The organism is Mesorhizobium sp. WSM1343, assembly GCF_055901535.1.
The window spans coordinates 2,685,476-2,701,419 of record NZ_CM148370.1 but is presented as its reverse complement, the minus strand read 5'-3'; the positions used below and the strand labels follow the sequence as shown (position 1 = coordinate 2,701,419).

General features: G+C 63.9%; 16 protein-coding genes. 10 read left to right on the top strand and 6 right to left on the bottom strand.

What is annotated here, in order from left to right; all coding sequences use genetic code 11:
* Window positions 1–92 precede the first annotated feature (92 nt).
* Window positions 93–1,415, bottom strand: coding sequence for a DUF3422 family protein (locus tag AC0NIL_RS12995; RefSeq protein WP_013530349.1), 1,323 nt, complete (start codon window positions 1,413–1,415; stop codon window positions 93–95).
* A gap of 206 nt (window positions 1,416–1,621) precedes the next feature.
* On the opposite strand from AC0NIL_RS12995, the gene AC0NIL_RS12990 reads away from it, so the two are divergent.
* Genes AC0NIL_RS12990 through AC0NIL_RS12980 form a run of 3 tightly spaced genes read left to right on the top strand, consistent with a single transcriptional unit; the run spans window position 1,622 to window position 4,391 of the window.
* Window positions 1,622–2,425, top strand: a complete 804-nt coding sequence (locus tag AC0NIL_RS12990; protein WP_032808722.1) for an FCD domain-containing protein — start codon at window positions 1,622–1,624, stop codon at window positions 2,423–2,425.
* Between the two features lie 19 nt (window positions 2,426–2,444).
* Window positions 2,445–3,590: an alpha-hydroxy acid oxidase gene (locus AC0NIL_RS12985; protein WP_013530347.1), complete on the top strand. Its 1,146-nt coding sequence runs from the start codon at window positions 2,445–2,447 to the stop codon at window positions 3,588–3,590.
* A 27-nt stretch (window positions 3,591–3,617) separates the two neighbouring features.
* Entirely contained in the window at window positions 3,618–4,391 is a 774-nt protein-coding gene (locus tag AC0NIL_RS12980) for a metallophosphoesterase (RefSeq protein WP_063172771.1), read from the top strand.
* Window positions 4,392–4,429: 38 nt separating this feature from the next.
* Here AC0NIL_RS12980 and AC0NIL_RS12975 read toward each other — a convergent pair whose 3' ends face one another.
* Both AC0NIL_RS12975 and AC0NIL_RS12970 read right to left on the bottom strand, forming a co-directional pair.
* Window positions 4,430–4,561 carry a hypothetical protein gene (locus AC0NIL_RS12975; RefSeq protein WP_013893872.1) on the bottom strand — a complete coding sequence of 44 codons (132 nt, stop codon included), beginning with the start codon at window positions 4,559–4,561 and terminating at the stop codon, window positions 4,430–4,432.
* Window positions 4,562–4,854: 293 nt separating this feature from the next.
* On the bottom strand, window positions 4,855–5,553 hold the full coding sequence (locus AC0NIL_RS12970; protein ID WP_473572363.1) for a type 1 glutamine amidotransferase: 699 nt from the start codon (window positions 5,551–5,553) through the stop codon (window positions 4,855–4,857).
* 88 nt (window positions 5,554–5,641) lie between these two features.
* Between AC0NIL_RS12970 and AC0NIL_RS12965 the strand changes: the two genes are divergently transcribed.
* The 4 genes from AC0NIL_RS12965 (at window position 5,642) to AC0NIL_RS12950 (ending at window position 9,720) form a co-directional block, all read left to right on the top strand.
* Window positions 5,642–6,289 (top strand): hypothetical protein, encoded by a 648-nt coding sequence (locus AC0NIL_RS12965; protein WP_224675444.1) that lies wholly within the window; start codon window positions 5,642–5,644, stop codon window positions 6,287–6,289.
* A 31-nt stretch (window positions 6,290–6,320) separates the two neighbouring features.
* Window positions 6,321–7,055 carry a 16S rRNA (uracil(1498)-N(3))-methyltransferase gene (locus tag AC0NIL_RS12960; protein ID WP_013530342.1) on the top strand — a complete coding sequence of 245 codons (735 nt, stop codon included), beginning with the start codon at window positions 6,321–6,323 and terminating at the stop codon, window positions 7,053–7,055.
* Window positions 7,056–7,199: 144 nt separating this feature from the next.
* A complete protein-coding gene (locus tag AC0NIL_RS12955; protein WP_013530341.1) occupies window positions 7,200–8,573 on the top strand; it encodes a glutamate--cysteine ligase in 1,374 nt (457 codons plus the stop codon).
* A 100-nt stretch (window positions 8,574–8,673) separates the two neighbouring features.
* Window positions 8,674–9,720, top strand: a complete 1,047-nt coding sequence (locus AC0NIL_RS12950) for a DUF937 domain-containing protein (protein WP_024502320.1) — start codon at window positions 8,674–8,676, stop codon at window positions 9,718–9,720.
* A 160-nt stretch (window positions 9,721–9,880) separates the two neighbouring features.
* On the opposite strand, the gene AC0NIL_RS12945 is transcribed toward AC0NIL_RS12950, so the two are convergent.
* Entirely contained in the window at window positions 9,881–10,171 is a 291-nt protein-coding gene (locus AC0NIL_RS12945) for a DUF1127 domain-containing protein (protein WP_013530339.1), read from the bottom strand.
* A gap of 178 nt (window positions 10,172–10,349) precedes the next feature.
* Between AC0NIL_RS12945 and AC0NIL_RS12940 the strand changes: the two genes are divergently transcribed.
* The 3 genes from AC0NIL_RS12940 to AC0NIL_RS12930 all read left to right on the top strand — a co-directional run bounded on the left by AC0NIL_RS12940 (window position 10,350) and on the right by AC0NIL_RS12930 (window position 14,144).
* Window positions 10,350–11,306, top strand: a complete 957-nt coding sequence (locus AC0NIL_RS12940; protein ID WP_013530338.1) for a LysR substrate-binding domain-containing protein — start codon at window positions 10,350–10,352, stop codon at window positions 11,304–11,306.
* A gap of 83 nt (window positions 11,307–11,389) precedes the next feature.
* Window positions 11,390–13,021: an exodeoxyribonuclease VII large subunit gene (gene xseA, locus AC0NIL_RS12935; protein ID WP_063172775.1), complete on the top strand. Its 1,632-nt coding sequence runs from the start codon at window positions 11,390–11,392 to the stop codon at window positions 13,019–13,021.
* Between the two features lie 4 nt (window positions 13,022–13,025).
* A complete protein-coding gene (locus AC0NIL_RS12930) occupies window positions 13,026–14,144 on the top strand; it encodes a DmpA family aminopeptidase (protein ID WP_063170123.1) in 1,119 nt (372 codons plus the stop codon).
* Window positions 14,145–14,214: 70 nt separating this feature from the next.
* Here the strand turns inward: AC0NIL_RS12930 and AC0NIL_RS12925 are convergent, their stop codons facing one another.
* On the bottom strand, window positions 14,215–14,469 hold the full coding sequence (locus AC0NIL_RS12925; RefSeq protein ID WP_013530335.1) for a DUF768 domain-containing protein: 255 nt from the start codon (window positions 14,467–14,469) through the stop codon (window positions 14,215–14,217).
* A 471-nt stretch (window positions 14,470–14,940) separates the two neighbouring features.
* Window positions 14,941–15,939 carry a N(2)-acetyl-L-2,4-diaminobutanoate deacetylase DoeB gene (gene doeB / locus AC0NIL_RS12920; protein ID WP_024502317.1) on the bottom strand — a complete coding sequence of 333 codons (999 nt, stop codon included), beginning with the start codon at window positions 15,937–15,939 and terminating at the stop codon, window positions 14,941–14,943.
* Window positions 15,940–15,944 lie beyond the last annotated feature (5 nt).

Here is a 15,944-nt window from a genome sequence, read left to right as displayed (position 1 = left end):
TACCAGTGAAGCGCGTTGGGTGCAAATCCTGTAATGGCGGCGAATCCAACTTCAAGGCAGAGACAGGCTTACGCAGCGGCAATCTGCCGCTGCTATTCGCCGGGCGGCTTGCCGGGTTCGGAGTGCATCCGGCGCACGCGGCGCACGCCCCACCAGACCAGCAGGATGGCGACAGGCACCGAAGCAGCGGTAATGATCTCCGGGGCGAAGGCATGGCCGAAGATCGAGGCGCCCTTGGCGACATAGCCGACAAGGCCGACCACATAATAGGAGACGGCGGCGACAGAGAGCCCCTCGACGGTCTGCTGCAGGCGCAATTGCAGGCGGGCGCGGTTGTTCATCGAGGCAAGCAGGTCGCGGTTCTGCTTCTCGACCTCGACATCGACCCAGGTGCGCAGCAGCGTCGTGGCGCGGGTCAGTTTTCGCGATAGATTTTCCTGCCGCTCCTCGACCGAGCGGCAGGTGCGCATTGCGGGCGCCACACGGCGCTGCAGGAACCCGCGCCATGTGTCATAGCCGGGCACAGCCTCTTCCTCGAGTGCGTCCAGCCGTTCGCCGACGATGCCGTCATAGGCGCGGCTGGCGCCGAAACGGTAAAGGCTCGACGCCGCGTCCGCCTCCAGCTCCGCCGCAAGTTCGGTCAGATCGGCCAGCAAGGTCTGGCTGTCCCGTGTCCCGGCGACCTTCATCTCCAGCGTGGTCTGCGCCAGCCGGTCTTCGATGCGGCGGGCGCGGCCGGACAAGGTCAATGCCAGCGGCAGGCCGAGCATGGCCAGCGTCCGATAGGTTTCGATGTCGATAAGCCGCTGTGACAACGCGCCGGTGCGCGCCGGGGTCAAGCCGCGATCGAGCAGCAGCATGCGCGTCAGGCCATCGCCATCCTGGCGAAAATCGGTGACGATGGCGGCGTTTCCGCGCTCGACCAGCGAGTAGCACAGGCTGGTCGGATCGAAACCGGCTATCAGTTGCTCGCTTGCTTGCGTCCATTTGCGGATTTCGAGCCTGATGCCGGAGATGCAGGTTCCCGGCGGGGAAAACCCGTTGCCGAAGGGTGAGTCCTCCTGCGTCCTGCCGCTTTCGGAAAGCGGCCCTTCCCACAAATAGGTCGAGAATTCGGTGTGCCGCTCCCAGCGCAGCGAGCCCTTGCCCCATTTCATGGCATGGTGGCGGGCCTGGCGATCGGGCGCGGCGATGCCGAGGCGCCGTGACAGTTCGGAAAGCACCGCGTGGTCGACGCCGGAGCCGCCCTCCGTCATGAAGGCGAGTTGCATCAGGACGCGTGGCTTTTCGATCAGCGGATGCGGCCGGGCATGAACCTCGCCGAGTGCGCCGGGCCGGCCCTCATGCGCGGGAAAGCCCATGACGCTGCCCTTGGCGCGCGGCTGGAATTCGAGATCGGACGGGTCGTCTGACACGGCTTGTTCCCCGGGGGTTTCCTTGAACCCGCTTGCACTCGCGTCCCTCTAGTGCCAATGGCCTGACGACGCAAACGGCAAAGTTAGCCGAAGATCACGGGATCGGGCGGGAAATCGGCCAGCTTTTTGTCAATTGGATAAATAATTTGACCAGTTGGCGAGGCAGGCTCTATTCTGCGGCATCGGTTCACCTTCCAGGCATTCTGTTGAGCGACATTTTTTCCAGGATCGAGCATTCGCGCACCGCCGACGAGGTGGTGCAGCAGATCGAGAGCCTCATCCTCGAAGGCGTGCTGCGCACCGGCGACCGGCTGCCGGGCGAGCGCGAGCTTGCACGCCAGTTCGACGTATCGCGGCCGATCCTGCGTGACGCCCTGAAGGCACTGGAAGGACGCGGCCTTTTGACGACAAGGCCCGGCGGCGGCACGCATGTCGCCGATGTCATCGGCCAGCTCTTCACCAAACCGGTGACGGACCTGATCTCGATGCACCGCAAGGCAGTGACCGACTATCTGGAATACCGCCGCGAGATCGAAGGGGTTGCGGCTGAATATGCGGCACGGCGCGCCACCCCAGACGACATGGCGCTGCTCGATAAGATCATGGCACGCATGGACGATGCGCACCGGACCGGCGACTTCGACGACGAGGCCGAGATCGACGTCGAGTTCCACCACGCGATCTGCGAATGCGCGCACAACATCATCCTTTTGCACACGCTGCGCTCCTGTTATCGGCTGCTGTCGGAGGGCGTGTTCCAGAACCGGCTGCTGGTGTTCACCGTGCCCGGCGCGCGCGACGCCCTGCTCGCGCAGCACCGGGCGATCCATGCGGCGGTGAAGGCCGGCGACCCGGCCACCGCCCGCCAGGCGGCGATGGACCACATCACCTATGTCGAACGGTCGATGGCGGAGGCCGAGCGCAGCGGCGACTGGCAGCGCGTCTCGCGGCTGAGGTTGAAACAGCGCGTTGACGCCACCGATACAGAACCAGCACGCAAACGCTCCTAGCTATCGAAACGGGAAGCCCATGAGCCAGATCCTGACCATCGCCGACCTCAAGGACCTCGCACGCCGGCGTGTGCCGAAGATGTTCTTCGACTATGCCGATTCCGGTTCGTGGACCGAAAGCACGTATCGGGCCAACGAAGAGGATTTCCAGAAGATCAAGTTCCGCCAGCGCGTCCTCGTCGACATGGACAACCGTTCGCTGGCATCGACGATGATCGGCGAAAAAGTGTCTATGCCGGTGGCATTGGCGCCAACCGGCATGACCGGCATGCAGCACGCCAATGGCGAGATGCTGGCGGCGCAGGCGGCGGAGGAATTCGGCGTGCCGTTTACCTTGTCGACGATGAGCATCTGCTCGATCGAGGATGTCGCCTCGGTTACCACGAAGCCGTTCTGGTTTCAGCTCTATGTGCTGCGTGACAAGGATTTCGTGCTCAACCTGATCGACAGGGCAAAGGCGGCGAAATGCTCGGCGCTCGTGCTGACGCTCGACCTGCAGATTCTCGGTCAGCGCCACAAGGACATCCGCAACGGGCTTTCGGCGCCACCCAAGCTGACGCTGACCAACATCGTCGACATGGCCATCCGCCCGCGCTGGTGCGCCGCCATGGCCGGCACCAAGCGGCGGACCTTCCGCAACATTGTCGGCCACGCCAAGGGCGTCGGCAACATGGCCTCGCTGGCATCGTGGACGACGGAGCAGTTCGACCTGCATCTGTCGTGGAAGGACGTCGCCTGGATCAAGGAGCGCTGGGGCGGCAAGCTGATCCTCAAGGGCATTCTCGACAAGGAGGACGCGCTGATGGCGGCCAAGACCGGCGCCGACGCGATCATCGTTTCCAACCATGGCGGGCGCCAGCTCGATGGTGCGTCGTCGTCGATCGGCGTGCTGGAAGAGATTGCCGACGCGGTCGGCGACACGATCGAAGTGCATATGGATGGCGGCATCCGCTCCGGCCAGGATGTCCTGAAGGCGCTTTGCCTCGGTGCCAAGGGAACCTATATAGGCCGGCCGTTTCTTTACGGCCTGGGGGCGCTTGGCAAGGAAGGGGTTACCAAGGCGTTGGAAATCATCCGCAAGGAGATGGACATCACGCTGGCGCTGTGCGGAAAGCGTCTTGTCACCGACATGGGCAAGGACCAGCTCCGGCGCCAGGTCCCGTGACCGCCTGACCACGGAGACACCGAAGAATTGGCAGAATCCGGCATCCATTTTCTCGACGCGCATGGGCCGGACGGCATCCGTCTCTATGCGATCGGCGACGTCCACGGCCGGCTCGACCTGCTGGCCGCCATGCATCTGCGCATCAGGGCCGAGATCGAGCAGGAGGCGCCTGCCGACTGGCGCGTCATCCATCTTGGCGACTATGTCGACCGCGGGCCGGACTCGAAGGGCGTCATCGATTTCCTGATCGAAGCGCAAGAGCGAGACCCTCGTCACCTGATGCTGGCCGGCAACCACGACATCGGCTTTCTCGATTTTCTCAAGACCCCTGACCCGGAAGGGCTTTTCATCCGGTTCGGCGGCATCCAGACGGCACAGTCTTACGGCGTAACGATCAGTGAAGGCACAAGCGTGTGGTTCGGCAAGGCCGAATCGGCCGTGCGCAGAGGACATCAGGCACTGGTCGAGGCCGTGCCGCAAAGCCACATCGACTTCCTGCGATCGCTGCCGTTTTCCGTGACTTTCGGGGACTTCTTCTTCTGCCATGCCGGCATCAGGCCGGGCATTCCTCTGGAGAAGCAAAACCCGCAGGATCTGATCTGGATCCGCGACGTCTTCCACAACCACCCCGACCTCTATCCGAAGATCGTGGTGCACGGCCACACGCCGGTACCGGAGGCGGAAGTGATGGCAAACCGCGTCAATGTCGACACGCTTGCCTGGCAATCAGGCATGCTGAGCGCGCTCGTCGTCGACGGCGCGGACAAACGCATCCTGACAATGACGATCAAGGAAGCTTGAGCGCCGCGCGTCGGAGGACGCGAAAGACGCTTCCCGCTTTAGCGCAGCGAGGCGGTGACGCCGTAACCGTCGACGGCGTTGTGGTTGTTGGCTGCGTCGGCGGCATAGATGCCGAGACCGCACAGCACGATGGCGGACAACATGGCAAAGGACAGAAGCGCTGCTTTCACGGAGGTCATCTCTTGTTGAGCTTTCTGCATCTGTGCACCAGGCGGTTACCAATGCGTTGAAACGGAGAATTCGCTTCAAAGTTTCGACGATTTTGCGCTTCTAGGCATGTTCTGTATCAACGGTGTGTCGCGCGGGCCACACAAAAGGTTCATAGCCGTTGCACAGAAGATGCAGAGCGCGCGCCTTCTAGGATGGCGGGCGGACACAAGCCAAGAATGAAACCGTTTTCCCCAGGCGGTTTCACCGCCGCGTGCCAATTATGTCACGCTGGAGGGTACGGAGAGACCAACGCTCAGATGGTCGCTACCCAGGCCCGGGCAATGGCGAGGCCAGCGGCATCCGCATCGGGCCCGTTGCGGGCCATTTCGCCATCGAGCTTGCCGGCCCAGTCGGGATGGCGCGCAGCGATGGTCGGGGCAAAGGACGCGCTCCAGTCCTTGACCATCGGCCGGTCGGCCTCGAAGTGAAACTGGAAACCGTACACGGCGCGGCCGACGCGAAACGCCTGGTTCTCGGCGAGATCGTTGCCGGCAAGCCGCACGGCGTTTTCGGGCAACACGAAGGTGTCGTCGTGCCATTGGAAGATCGGGAACTTTGCCGGCAGAGCGCCCAGCACCGGATCGGCCTTGGCGTCAGGCGTCAGCGACACGCCGTGCCAACCGAACTCATTGGCGCCGCCGATACGGTTCTCGCCACCAAAGGCACGAGCGACGAGCTGGCTGCCCAGGCAGATGCCGAGCACGGCGCGATCCTTGTCGGCAAAGTCGCGGGTCAGTTCGAGCAGTGCCGGAAAATAGGGATACTCATCATCGGCCAGCGCATTCTGGCCCCCGCCGAGCACCACCATGGCATCATGCCCGGCCGCGTCATCCGGCAGGGGATCGCCCCTGTAAGGGAGACGCAGGTCGAGATCGGCGCCCGCTTCCGCAAGTGCTGCGCCGACCTGGCCGAGGCCGGTATTGTCGTAGTTCTGGACCACCAGCACCCGCATCGCAAAACCCTGCTGACATGAAAAAGCTGCGACGAGCGATATCATGCCGCTCGCATTGCAGCCAAGATGCGTGTCCGGAGAGAAAACTATGCCACTGCAGAACCGGGTCGATCCGTTCGGTATCATCCACGCGGTGCCCGATCGCGGCATGTTCACAGGCAATCGCGGCATCATCCACGACCCCGAGACGAAGACGCTCAAGAAAAAGCGCTGGGCGCTTCAAGCCTGGATCATCTGCGTCTGCCAATTCCGAAATGTGCGGCGCGAACCGATGGGCCGCAACAGGAAGGGCGGTAAAGCGGGCTGGACCGAGCTGTTCTTCCTCGACGAGGTGACCGCACTGGCGGCCGGGCATCGCCCCTGCTTCTTTTGCCAGCGCGAACGGGCCAGGGATTTCGTCGGCCGCTTCGGCGAAGCCTTCGGCATCGCCGAACCGCGCGCGCCGATGGTCGACAAGCGGCTGCACAAGGAGCGGCTGGCGTCAGGCGGCAAGCCGCCGGTGATTGCGGTTGAAGACCTTGCCGGCCTGCCGGACGGCGTCGTGGTTGCGGATGGCGGCACTGTTTATGCCCTGCGTAGCGGCAAGGCACTGCGCTGGTCCTTTGCGGGATATGAGCACCCCAACGATTTCGACATGCTCAAAAGCAAGACACTCTCGCTACTGACGCCGGCCACGACGCTCTGCGTGCTGCGGCACGGCTTTCGGCCGGTGTGGCATCCGACCGCCGAGGCTTGACGCCGGCGGCCGGCTCGCTCATTCCTCGGCGATGCGCGCCAATTACAAAATGCAACGTCTGTTCGTGACCGACGATCTCGCGCCGGACATCGAATTCGAGGCCGGCCAACAGCAGAGCCACTATCTCCTGCATGTGCTGCGGCTTGGCGAAGGCGCCGAAATCCTGGTGTTCAATGGCCGCGACGGCGAGTGGTCGGCGGCCATATCGGCGAAGACGAAAAGGGCGGTGCGGCTGAAGGTGTCGGCGCTGCAGCGGCCGCAGCCGCCTCTGCCCGATCTCGTCTACTGCTTTGCGCCGCTGAAGCAGGGCCGGCTCGATTATCTCGTGCAGAAGGCGGTCGAGATGGGCGCCGGCATCCTGCAGCCGGTCATTACCCAGCACACGCAAGTGGCCAAGCCGTCGATCGATCGCCTGCGCGCCAATGTCGTCGAAGCCGCCGAGCAATGCGGCATCCTGGCGGTGCCTCAGGTGCGCGAAGCCGAAAAATTCGACCGCCTGTTGACCGGCTGGGACACAGAGCGACGGCTGATCTTCTGCGACGAGGATGCTTCGACCAACAATCCGCTGGCCGCGCTGCAGGCGGTCAAGGAAAAGAAGCTTGGGCTGCTGGTCGGGCCGGAGGGTGGCTTTTCCGACGACGAGCGCAAGATGCTGCGCGCCCTGCCCTTCGTCACCGCCATTCCGCTCGGCCCGCGTATCCTGCGCGCCGATACGGCGGCGGTGGCCGCATTCGCGGTGATGCAGGCAACGGTCGGAGACTGGTGAGACGTCATCCCTTGCAAGGGACGCAGAGTTCCAGCAACGTTCAATTCCTGTTGACCTGTGGCTCAGGATTTTTCGCTTGATCGTCTGCTGACATTTCGTCCATTTACCGCCGGCGGTCATCCGGCCGCCTCTGAGGGTACCATCATGGCGCGCGATACGACCGATTTCCGCCCGATCGAAGGTGTCGACGAACTCGTCGAGCACCTGGCCGAAGGCAACAAGCCGCGCGACAAATGGCGCATCGGCACCGAGCACGAGAAATTCCCCTTCTATGTCGACGGCAATGCACCGGTCCCCTATGGCGGCGAGCGTGGCATCCGCGCCATCCTCGAAGGCATGCAGGAAAAGCTCGGCTGGGACCCGATCGTCGATGACGGCCGCATCATCGGCCTGGTCGAACCGACCGGCCAGGGTGCGATTTCGCTGGAACCCGGCGGCCAGTTCGAGCTTTCCGGCGCACCTCTGGAGACGATCCATCAGACCTGCCGCGAGGGCAATGCCCATCTGGCGCAGGTGCGAGAGATCGCCGAACCGATGGGCATCCGCTTCCTCGGCCTCGGCGGCAGCCCGAAATGGTCGCTTGCCGAGACGCCGAAAATGCCGAAATCGCGCTACGAGATCATGACGCGCTACATGCCCAAGGTCGGCACCAAGGGCCTCGACATGATGTACCGCACCTGCACGATCCAGGTGAATCTCGACTTCGAGAGCGAGGCCGACATGCGCCGCAAGATGCAGGTGTCGTTGAAGCTGCAGCCGCTGTCGACGGCCTTGTTCGCCAATTCGCCTTTCACCGAAAGCCACCCGAACGGCTTGCAGAGCTGGCGCGGCGACATATGGCGTGACACCGACAACCAGCGCTCGGGCCTGCTCGAATTCTGCTTCTCGCCCGATTTCGGTTTCGCCGACTATGTCGAATGGGCGCTCGACGTGCCGATGTATTTCGTCATCCGCGACGACCGCTATCACGACATGACCCACATCACCTTCCGCCAGTTCATGGCCGGGGCCGCGCGCAATGAAGTGCCGGACGGGCTGCCGACAATGGGCGACTGGGCGAACCATCTGTCAACGCTGTTCCCGGATGTGCGGCTGAAGCGCTTCCTCGAGATGCGCGGCGCCGATGGCGGGCCATGGCGGCGCATTTGCGCGCTGCCGGCCTTCTGGGTCGGATTGCTTTATGATGAGGCCGCACTCGATGCCGCCGAGGCGCTGACCTCGAGCTGGACGTATGAAGAAACGCTGGCGATGCGCAATGCCGTGCCGGAACAAGGCATCTCCGCACCGTTCCGCAACACCACGCTGCGCGAGATCGCGCGTGACGTGATGGTCATTTCCCGCATGGGACTGAAGAACCGTGGCAAGAAGAACCGCGACGGCTACGACGAGACCTCCTTCCTCAACACGTTGGACGAAGTGGTGGCGCGGGGCACCACCAGCGCCGAGGAGATGCTGTCGGCCTATCACACGCGCTGGGGCGGCTCGATCGAGCCGGTTTTCATGGAATACGCCTATTAACCCTCGGATTTGGCAAAGCTGACCGGCCGGCAAAAGTCGCTTCAATCGGAAGTGGAAACAAACTAGGCTTCTTCGGCGAGGATTTCCGGAGGAGACGCCGATGCCCACCTTGTTCGACATGCTGACGCAGGCCCAGAACGGCAATGGCATGCAGGCCCTTGCCCAGCAATACGGGCTTTCGATGCAGCAGACGCAGGCCGCGGTCGCTGCATTGCTGCCGGCCTTTTCGCAGGGGCTGCAACGCAACACCGCCGACCCCTATGGGCTCGGCGCCTTCATGACGGCGATGGCCAGCGGCCAGCACGCCAAGTATTTCGAGGACGCAACCCGGGCCTTCTCGCCGCAAGGCGTCGATGAGGGCAACGGCATTCTCGGGCACCTGTTCGGTTCGAAGGATCTGTCTCGCGCCGTGGCCAGCCAGGCGGCGCAAGCCAGCGGCGTCAATCAGCAGATCCTGCAGCAAATGCTGCCGGCGATCGCCTCGATGGTCATGGGCGGGCTGTTCAAGCAGACGGCAAACCAGATGCAGGCCGCCGGTGGTTTTGGCGGCGGCGGCAACAATCCGCTCGGCGAGATCATCGAGCAGATGATGCGGCAAGGCGGCGGCATGCAGGCCCCGGCGCCGCAGCCGCGCCAGGCGCCGCCGCCCCAGAACCCGATGGACAACCCGCTCGGCAAGGTGTTGCAGGACATGTTCGGCGGCGGCGCGGCTCAGCCACAGCCGCAAAGCCAGACGCAGCCGGCACCCAATCCCTACGGCGACAATCCGCTCGGCAAGGTGCTGCAGGACATGTTCGGCGGTGGCGCGCCTCAGCCGCAGCCGCAGGGGCGGGCGCAGCCGCAGCCCCAGCAGACGCAAAGCCCCTACGGAGACAATCCGCTGGGGAAAATCTTCGAGGAGATGCTGCGGCAAGGTGGCGGTGGCTTAGGCGGCATCCCTGGCGGACAGCCGGCGCCGCAACAGCCTCAAGCGCCCCCGCAACGTCAGGCACCGCAGCCACAGGCCAATCCGAGCGGCCGTCCGAAAAACCCGTTCGACGACCTGTTCGGCAAGATGTTCGAAACCGGCGCCCAGCAGCGTGACGACTACCAGAAGGGCGTGGAGACGATCTTCGACCAGTTTAAGCGGGACATGGACCGGCGGTAGGCGGTCTTCGCTGAGGTAGAAAGAGAAAAGCCCGGTCCTGGGAGGACCGGGCAGAGTGCAGGCGGGCCGGGGGGATCCGGCAGGGAGTGGGAGCCTGCATACTCGTCAGTCGCGTCGAACCCTGAAAAGGTTCACGGCAACCTAAACAACAAGCAACCGATCAGGCCACCTTGCGAGCGAAATCCTCGATCGTTTCGATGCGATCACTGGCGATCTCGCGCAGCATCGCCGTCGGGTCGCGGCCAAACGGCACGTCGATGGCGACATGCAGGTCGGCGCGCGTCAGGCCGATATCGGCGAGTTCGGCGTCCGACATCTCGCCAAGGCGATAGAAGGCGCGGCGGTTTTTCCAGGCGCGGTAGATGTTGGAGACGGTGTTGGCCACGCGCGTCGCAACGGCCGGACGCGAGGTGATGCGCGAGGTCTCGGTGGCGAAATCGAACGTGGTCATTGTCGGTCTCCTTCAGACTCGAACGGGCGAGACCAAGCAATCGGCGCTGGCGTCAGCGGCCGTTCCGGTCCCAATTCACATGCCTTCATGTGGACAATGCCAATTTGCCATCGGCCGATTGATTAATCCAACGAATGTTTCTAATCTTTACCATCAACACCAGTGATGGATCATATCGATGAAATCGCCGCTCGATCTCGATCAATTGCAGACCTTCATCTCGATCGCCGATACCGGCAGCTTCACGCGGGCAGCCGAAGAGGTGCACCGGACCCAGTCGGCGGTGTCGATGCAGATGCGCCGGCTGGAGGAGCGGATCGGCAAGCCGCTGTTCGAAAAGGACGGGCGCACCAACAGGCTGACCGAGGAAGGCGACAAGCTGCTCTCCTATGCGCGGCGGCTGCTCTATCTCAACCGCGAGACCCTGGCGGCCTTCGACGACCGGCGGCTCGAAGGCACGATCCGCATCGGCACGCCCGACGACTACGCCGATCGTTTCTTGCCCGAGATCATGGCCCGGTTCACCCGCTCCAATCCGCGCGTCGAACTCACCGTCATCTGCGAGCCGACGCCGGGGCTGGTCGAGCATATCAAGCGCGGCAATCTCGACCTCGCGCTGGTGACGCACAACGACGTACGCGGCCAGTCGGAGGTGGTGCGGCGTGAACCGCTGCTGTGGGTCACCTCGGCCAACCATGCGACGCATGAGCAGGAAACGCTGCCGATGGCCTTTGGCCGGCCGAACTGCATCTGGCGGCGCGCCGCGGTCGATGTGCTCGACCAGCAGAACCGCGACTATCGCATCCTGTTCACCAGTTTCTCGGCCACCGTCATCACCGCAGCGGTGCTTTCCGGGCTGGCAATCTCGGTGCTGCCGGAATGCGCGCTCAGGCCCGGCATGCGGGTGCTGGGCGAAGCCGACGGCTTCGGCGCCCTGCCCGATTGCCGCATCGGCATCATGCGCGGCCAGACGTCGCGGCCGGAGATCGTCGATGCGCTCGCCCGCCATATTTCGGAAAGCCTGGACAATATCTCCGTGCCGGTCGGCGAAGACCCCGGAACGTTCGATTTCGCAGCGCTCGCCTTCACCAAGCTGCGGCGAACCAAGCCGAACCAGATCCTGCCCGGCTGGTAGGCAGGTCCAGGTGTGCGGGTTATGAACGGCTGGCCCGACGCAACCGCCTTGACGCGGGCGCCCAACCGTTCCCCAATCGACGGATGAGCGAAGCAGCATCCGAATCACGCACCAACGCCGCCGAATATACGGTGAGCGAGATTTCCGGCGCGCTGAAGCGCACGGTCGAGGACGTTTTCGGCAATGTGCGGGTGCGTGGCGAGATATCAGGCTATCGCGGGCCGCATTCCTCAGGTCATGCCTATTTCGCGCTGAAGGACGACCGCGCGCGGCTCGACGCCGTGGTGTGGAAAGGCACGATGAGCCGGCTGAAGTTCCGTCCCGAAGAGGGCATGGAGGTGATCGCCACCGGCAAGCTCACCACCTATCCCGGCAAATCCAACTACCAGATCGTCATCGACAATCTGGAGCCTGCCGGCGCCGGCGCCCTGATGGCGCTGCTGGAAGAGCGCAAGCGGCGGCTACAGGCCGAGGGTCTGTTCGACACCGGCCGCAAGCGATTGCTGCCGTTCATGCCGCGCGTCATCGGCGTCGTCACCTCGCCGACAGGGTCCGTCATCCGAGACATCATCCACCGCATCAAGGACCGCTTTCCGCTGCACATCCTGGTTTGGCCGGTGCGTGTTCAGGGCGAGACGTCAGGCGCGGAAGTGACTGCCGCGGTCAACGGCTTCAACGCGCTGGCATGGGATGGCGCCATCCAGCGGCCCGATCTGTTGATCGTGGCGCGTGGCGGCGGCAGCCTCGAAGACCTCTGGGGGTTCAACGACGAGGCGCTCGCCCGCGCGGTTGCCGCTTCCGGCATTCCGGTGATCTCGGCTGTCGGCCACGAGACCGACTGGACGCTGATCGACCTCGTTGCCGACGTGCGGGCGCCGACACCGACAGGCGCGGCCGAAATCGCCGTGCCGGTGAAGGCCGACCTCGAGGCAACGCTTGCCAGCCTCGGTGCGCGGCTGAAAGCGGCGGTGCTGCGCAATTTCGAGCGCAAGCGGCAGGCCGCCCGTGCCGCCGCCCGGGCTCTGCCCTCGCCCGATCAATTGCTGGCGCTGCCGCGCCGGCGCCTCGATGAGGCGACATCCAGGCTGGGCCGGGGCCTGTTGGTCTCCACCGAACGCAAGCGTGCAAGGTTTTTTGCCGTGAAACTGACACCGGCAATGCTGTCGCAGCGCATTGCAGAGGCCCGGCGCACCAACGAACGCAATCTTTTGCGAGCACAAGGGGCACTGCGTGCGATGGCAAGAGCCCGGCGTGCGGAGCTTAACCGAGCGGCGGATCAATTGCCAAAATGTGCCAGGGCTTCGCTGCAGCGGCACAAGCAGCAACTGGCCATGCTGCAAGGCCGCATCACGATCGAGCCGACGGCACGGCGGCAACGCGTGCAGAGGGATTTGCTGACAGCTTTGACAAGACGCGGCACGCAAGCAGTGGTGCTCAGGCTGGAGCGCCTGCGCGGCCGCGTCGTCCAGGCCGACAGGTTGATGGCGTCGCTGTCGCACAAGGCCGTCCTGGCCCGCGGCTTTGCGCTGGTGAGAGATGCGGACGGCGCCGTCGTCAAGCAGGCTGCCGACGTGGCGTCGGGAATGGCGCTTTCGCTCGAGTTCGCCGACGGGACCGCCGATGCGGTGGCAATCAGCGGCACGGCAAAACCGAAAGCCGTGGCCAAGCCGGCGGCCAAGGCCAAAGAGCCTGGCAATCAGGGATCCCTATTCTGACACCATGACCGACAATCCGCATCATCTGGCAACGCCCTCAGGCAAACCGCGCGCGCGAAATTTCGGCATCGGCTTCGACGGACGGCCTGGACCGTTCAACGCGATCACCGATGTGCCCGGCGTCGCGGTCGGCTATGCGACGCTGATCTCGGGCGATGGCGCGCTTGTCGTTGGCAAGGGACCGGTGCGCACCGGCGTGACCGCGATCCTGCCCAGGCCGCTTGCCGACCTCGCCAACCCGGTCTTCGCCGGGATCTTCAGCCAGAACGGAAACGGCGAACTGACCGGCTCGCACATCGTCGAGGAAACCGGCGCTTTCAACTTCCCGATCACCATCACCAACACGCATTCCTGCGGTGTTTCCCGCGACGGCACGCTGCGCTGGATGCAAAGCGTGCTGCCGGCGGCGCTCGACAGCGGCTGGGGACTGCCGGTGGCGGCGGAGACCTATGACGGCTTCCTCAACGACATCAACGGCCACCATTTGACGTCGGAGCATGTTGCGCAGGCCCTCGACGGTGCCGCCGGCGGACCGATCGAGGAAGGCAGCGTCGGCGGCGGCACCGGCATGATCACCTTCGGCTTCAAGGCCGGCTCCGGCACGGCATCGCGCATCGTCGAATGGCACGGCCGTGCCTATACGGTCGGCGCCTTCGTGCAGTCCAATTTTGGCAAACGGCGCAATATAACCATTCGCGGCCTGCGCGCCGGGCCGCAACTCGTCGAACCGGCTGTCCGCGAAGGCACACCGCGCGCCGAAAAGGGTTCGATCATCGCCGTCATCGCCACCGACGCACCGTTCCTGCCGCATCAGATGAAGCGGCTGGCCCGACGGGTGCCGCTTGGCGTCGCCATGACCGGAGGCTTCGGGTATCACAGTTCAGGCGACATTTTCATCGCCTTCTCGACCGCCAATGCGAGCGCCGCGCGGGCGCCATCCGGCCGCATCGCCAGTGCCGATTTTATTCCCGATACCGACATCGATCCGTTTTTCGATGCGGTGATCCAGACCGTAGAGGAAGCAATCCTCAACGCGCTGGTTGCCAATGACGATATGACCGGACGGGACGGGAATTTCGTGCCGGCGCTGCCGAAGACGTGGCTGAAGGAGACCTTTGGCTGAAGACAAAAACGCGGGCCAGAAGCCCGCGCTGCAACAATGTCGCCGCTATGCGATCATTCGGCGGCTTTGATCATTCCGCGGCTTTTCTGGGGGCCTGCTGGCTTTCTTCGGCCTCGGCCGCTTCCTCAAGCCGGGATGCGATAAGTTCCTGGATATCGCCGACTTCTTCCTGGATATCCTCCAGCGGAATGCCGACCTCGGCCGCCTCGGCGGCGCACTCCTTGGCCAAGGTTTCGGCCTGCTTGTCGATCCTTGCCTGGGAGGATTGGCAATGGACCTTTTCGCCGATCCATCCCCGCAAGAATTCGATGGCGTGTTCGCTCATACTGCTGTTCCCTGGCGGCAAAGCCGGTTGGTAATCATAAACGTCGACATCCCGCAAAGGATGCATGTCCCCATTCCAGCCGAGTCGCGGTCAGCCGGCAAGCCAATGCCGTCCAAGGTCCACAGAGCCATAGGAAATCGAGGGGTCAAGGGCATTTTCTGATTCTGGAGGGGTCGGTACCGTTGGCTGGGTCACACCCAGCGCTGCGCCACTGTTTCTATTTGCTTTTTTCCGGTTTCCGAGCCGATTTCCGTCACAATAGATGGCGCAAAACACTACACATTCACAGTTGCTTCGAGGTGCTGCCCTCGGGCGCGCGGGTCGAAGCCGCCGCTATATAGTGACATCCTCCTGCAATGTCGACTCCGCCCGCTATCCTGCTTCTTTCCGCCGCGCCGAAGGGCTCCGCGACGGACGCAGAACAAGTGACGATGGACCCGAACCGGGTGGAGCAGGCCCCGGCGGAGCCGCTCAGACGTGCACAGCCACCACCGCCGCGCAGTCGCCGGCCTTAACCAGCCCGGGGAAATGCCGCGCCGCAAGCATGCCCGACATTTTTGCCCGGATCTCCTGCGGAGCGACGCCGGTGCGGCCGGTGGAATGAATGCGCGCCAGCACCGAGCCTTCTTTGACGGGCTCACCGAGATCGACCATGGTTTCGATCATGCCGTCGTCTTCGGCGAACGAGAAACAATCGCCCGACGGCATGTCGAGCCACTGGGTTCGAGTCTTCTCGACCGCACCATCTACAATGCCGGCATGACGCAGCACGTTGAGAATGCCGCGCCTCGCGATCCGCACGGTTTGCGCGCGCGACGTGCCGCCGCCGCCAAGTTCGGTGCTGACGAAGACCTTGCCCATCTCCTCGGCTGCCGTGTCGTACATGCCAACGGCGTCGATCTCGATCATGCGCATCGAGAACGGAGCGGCAAAGGCCGCGACCGCGTCAAAGGCTTTCTGTTCCAGCGCCTTGTCGGGCAAAGTGTGCGCCGCGCAGAACGGCACGAAGTCCAGCGTCTTGCCGCCGGAGTGGAAGTCGAACACGATGTCGGCGCGAGGCAGCAGCTCACGTTGAAAGTAATCGGCGATCTTTTCGGTCACCGTTCCGTCCGGCCGGCCGGGAAAGCTGCGGTTCATGTTGCCCTTGTCGATCGGCGAGGTGCGCGTGCCGGCGCGGAAGGCCGGATAGTTCATTGCCGGCACGATGATCACCGTGCCGCTGACTTGCCTGGGATCGAGGGTCCTGGCGAGATCGTAGAGGGCCAGCGGCCCCTCATATTCGTCGCCATGGTTGGCGCCGGACAGCAGAGCTGCCGGTCCGTTGCCGTTGCGGATGACGCAGATCGGGATCATCACCGAGCCCCACGCGGAATCGTCGCGGCTGTAGGGCAAGCGCAGGAAGCCGTGCTGGACGCCGTCGCGGTCGAAATCGACGGTCGGCGCGACCGGTGATGAGCGTAGATTCGACATCGGGC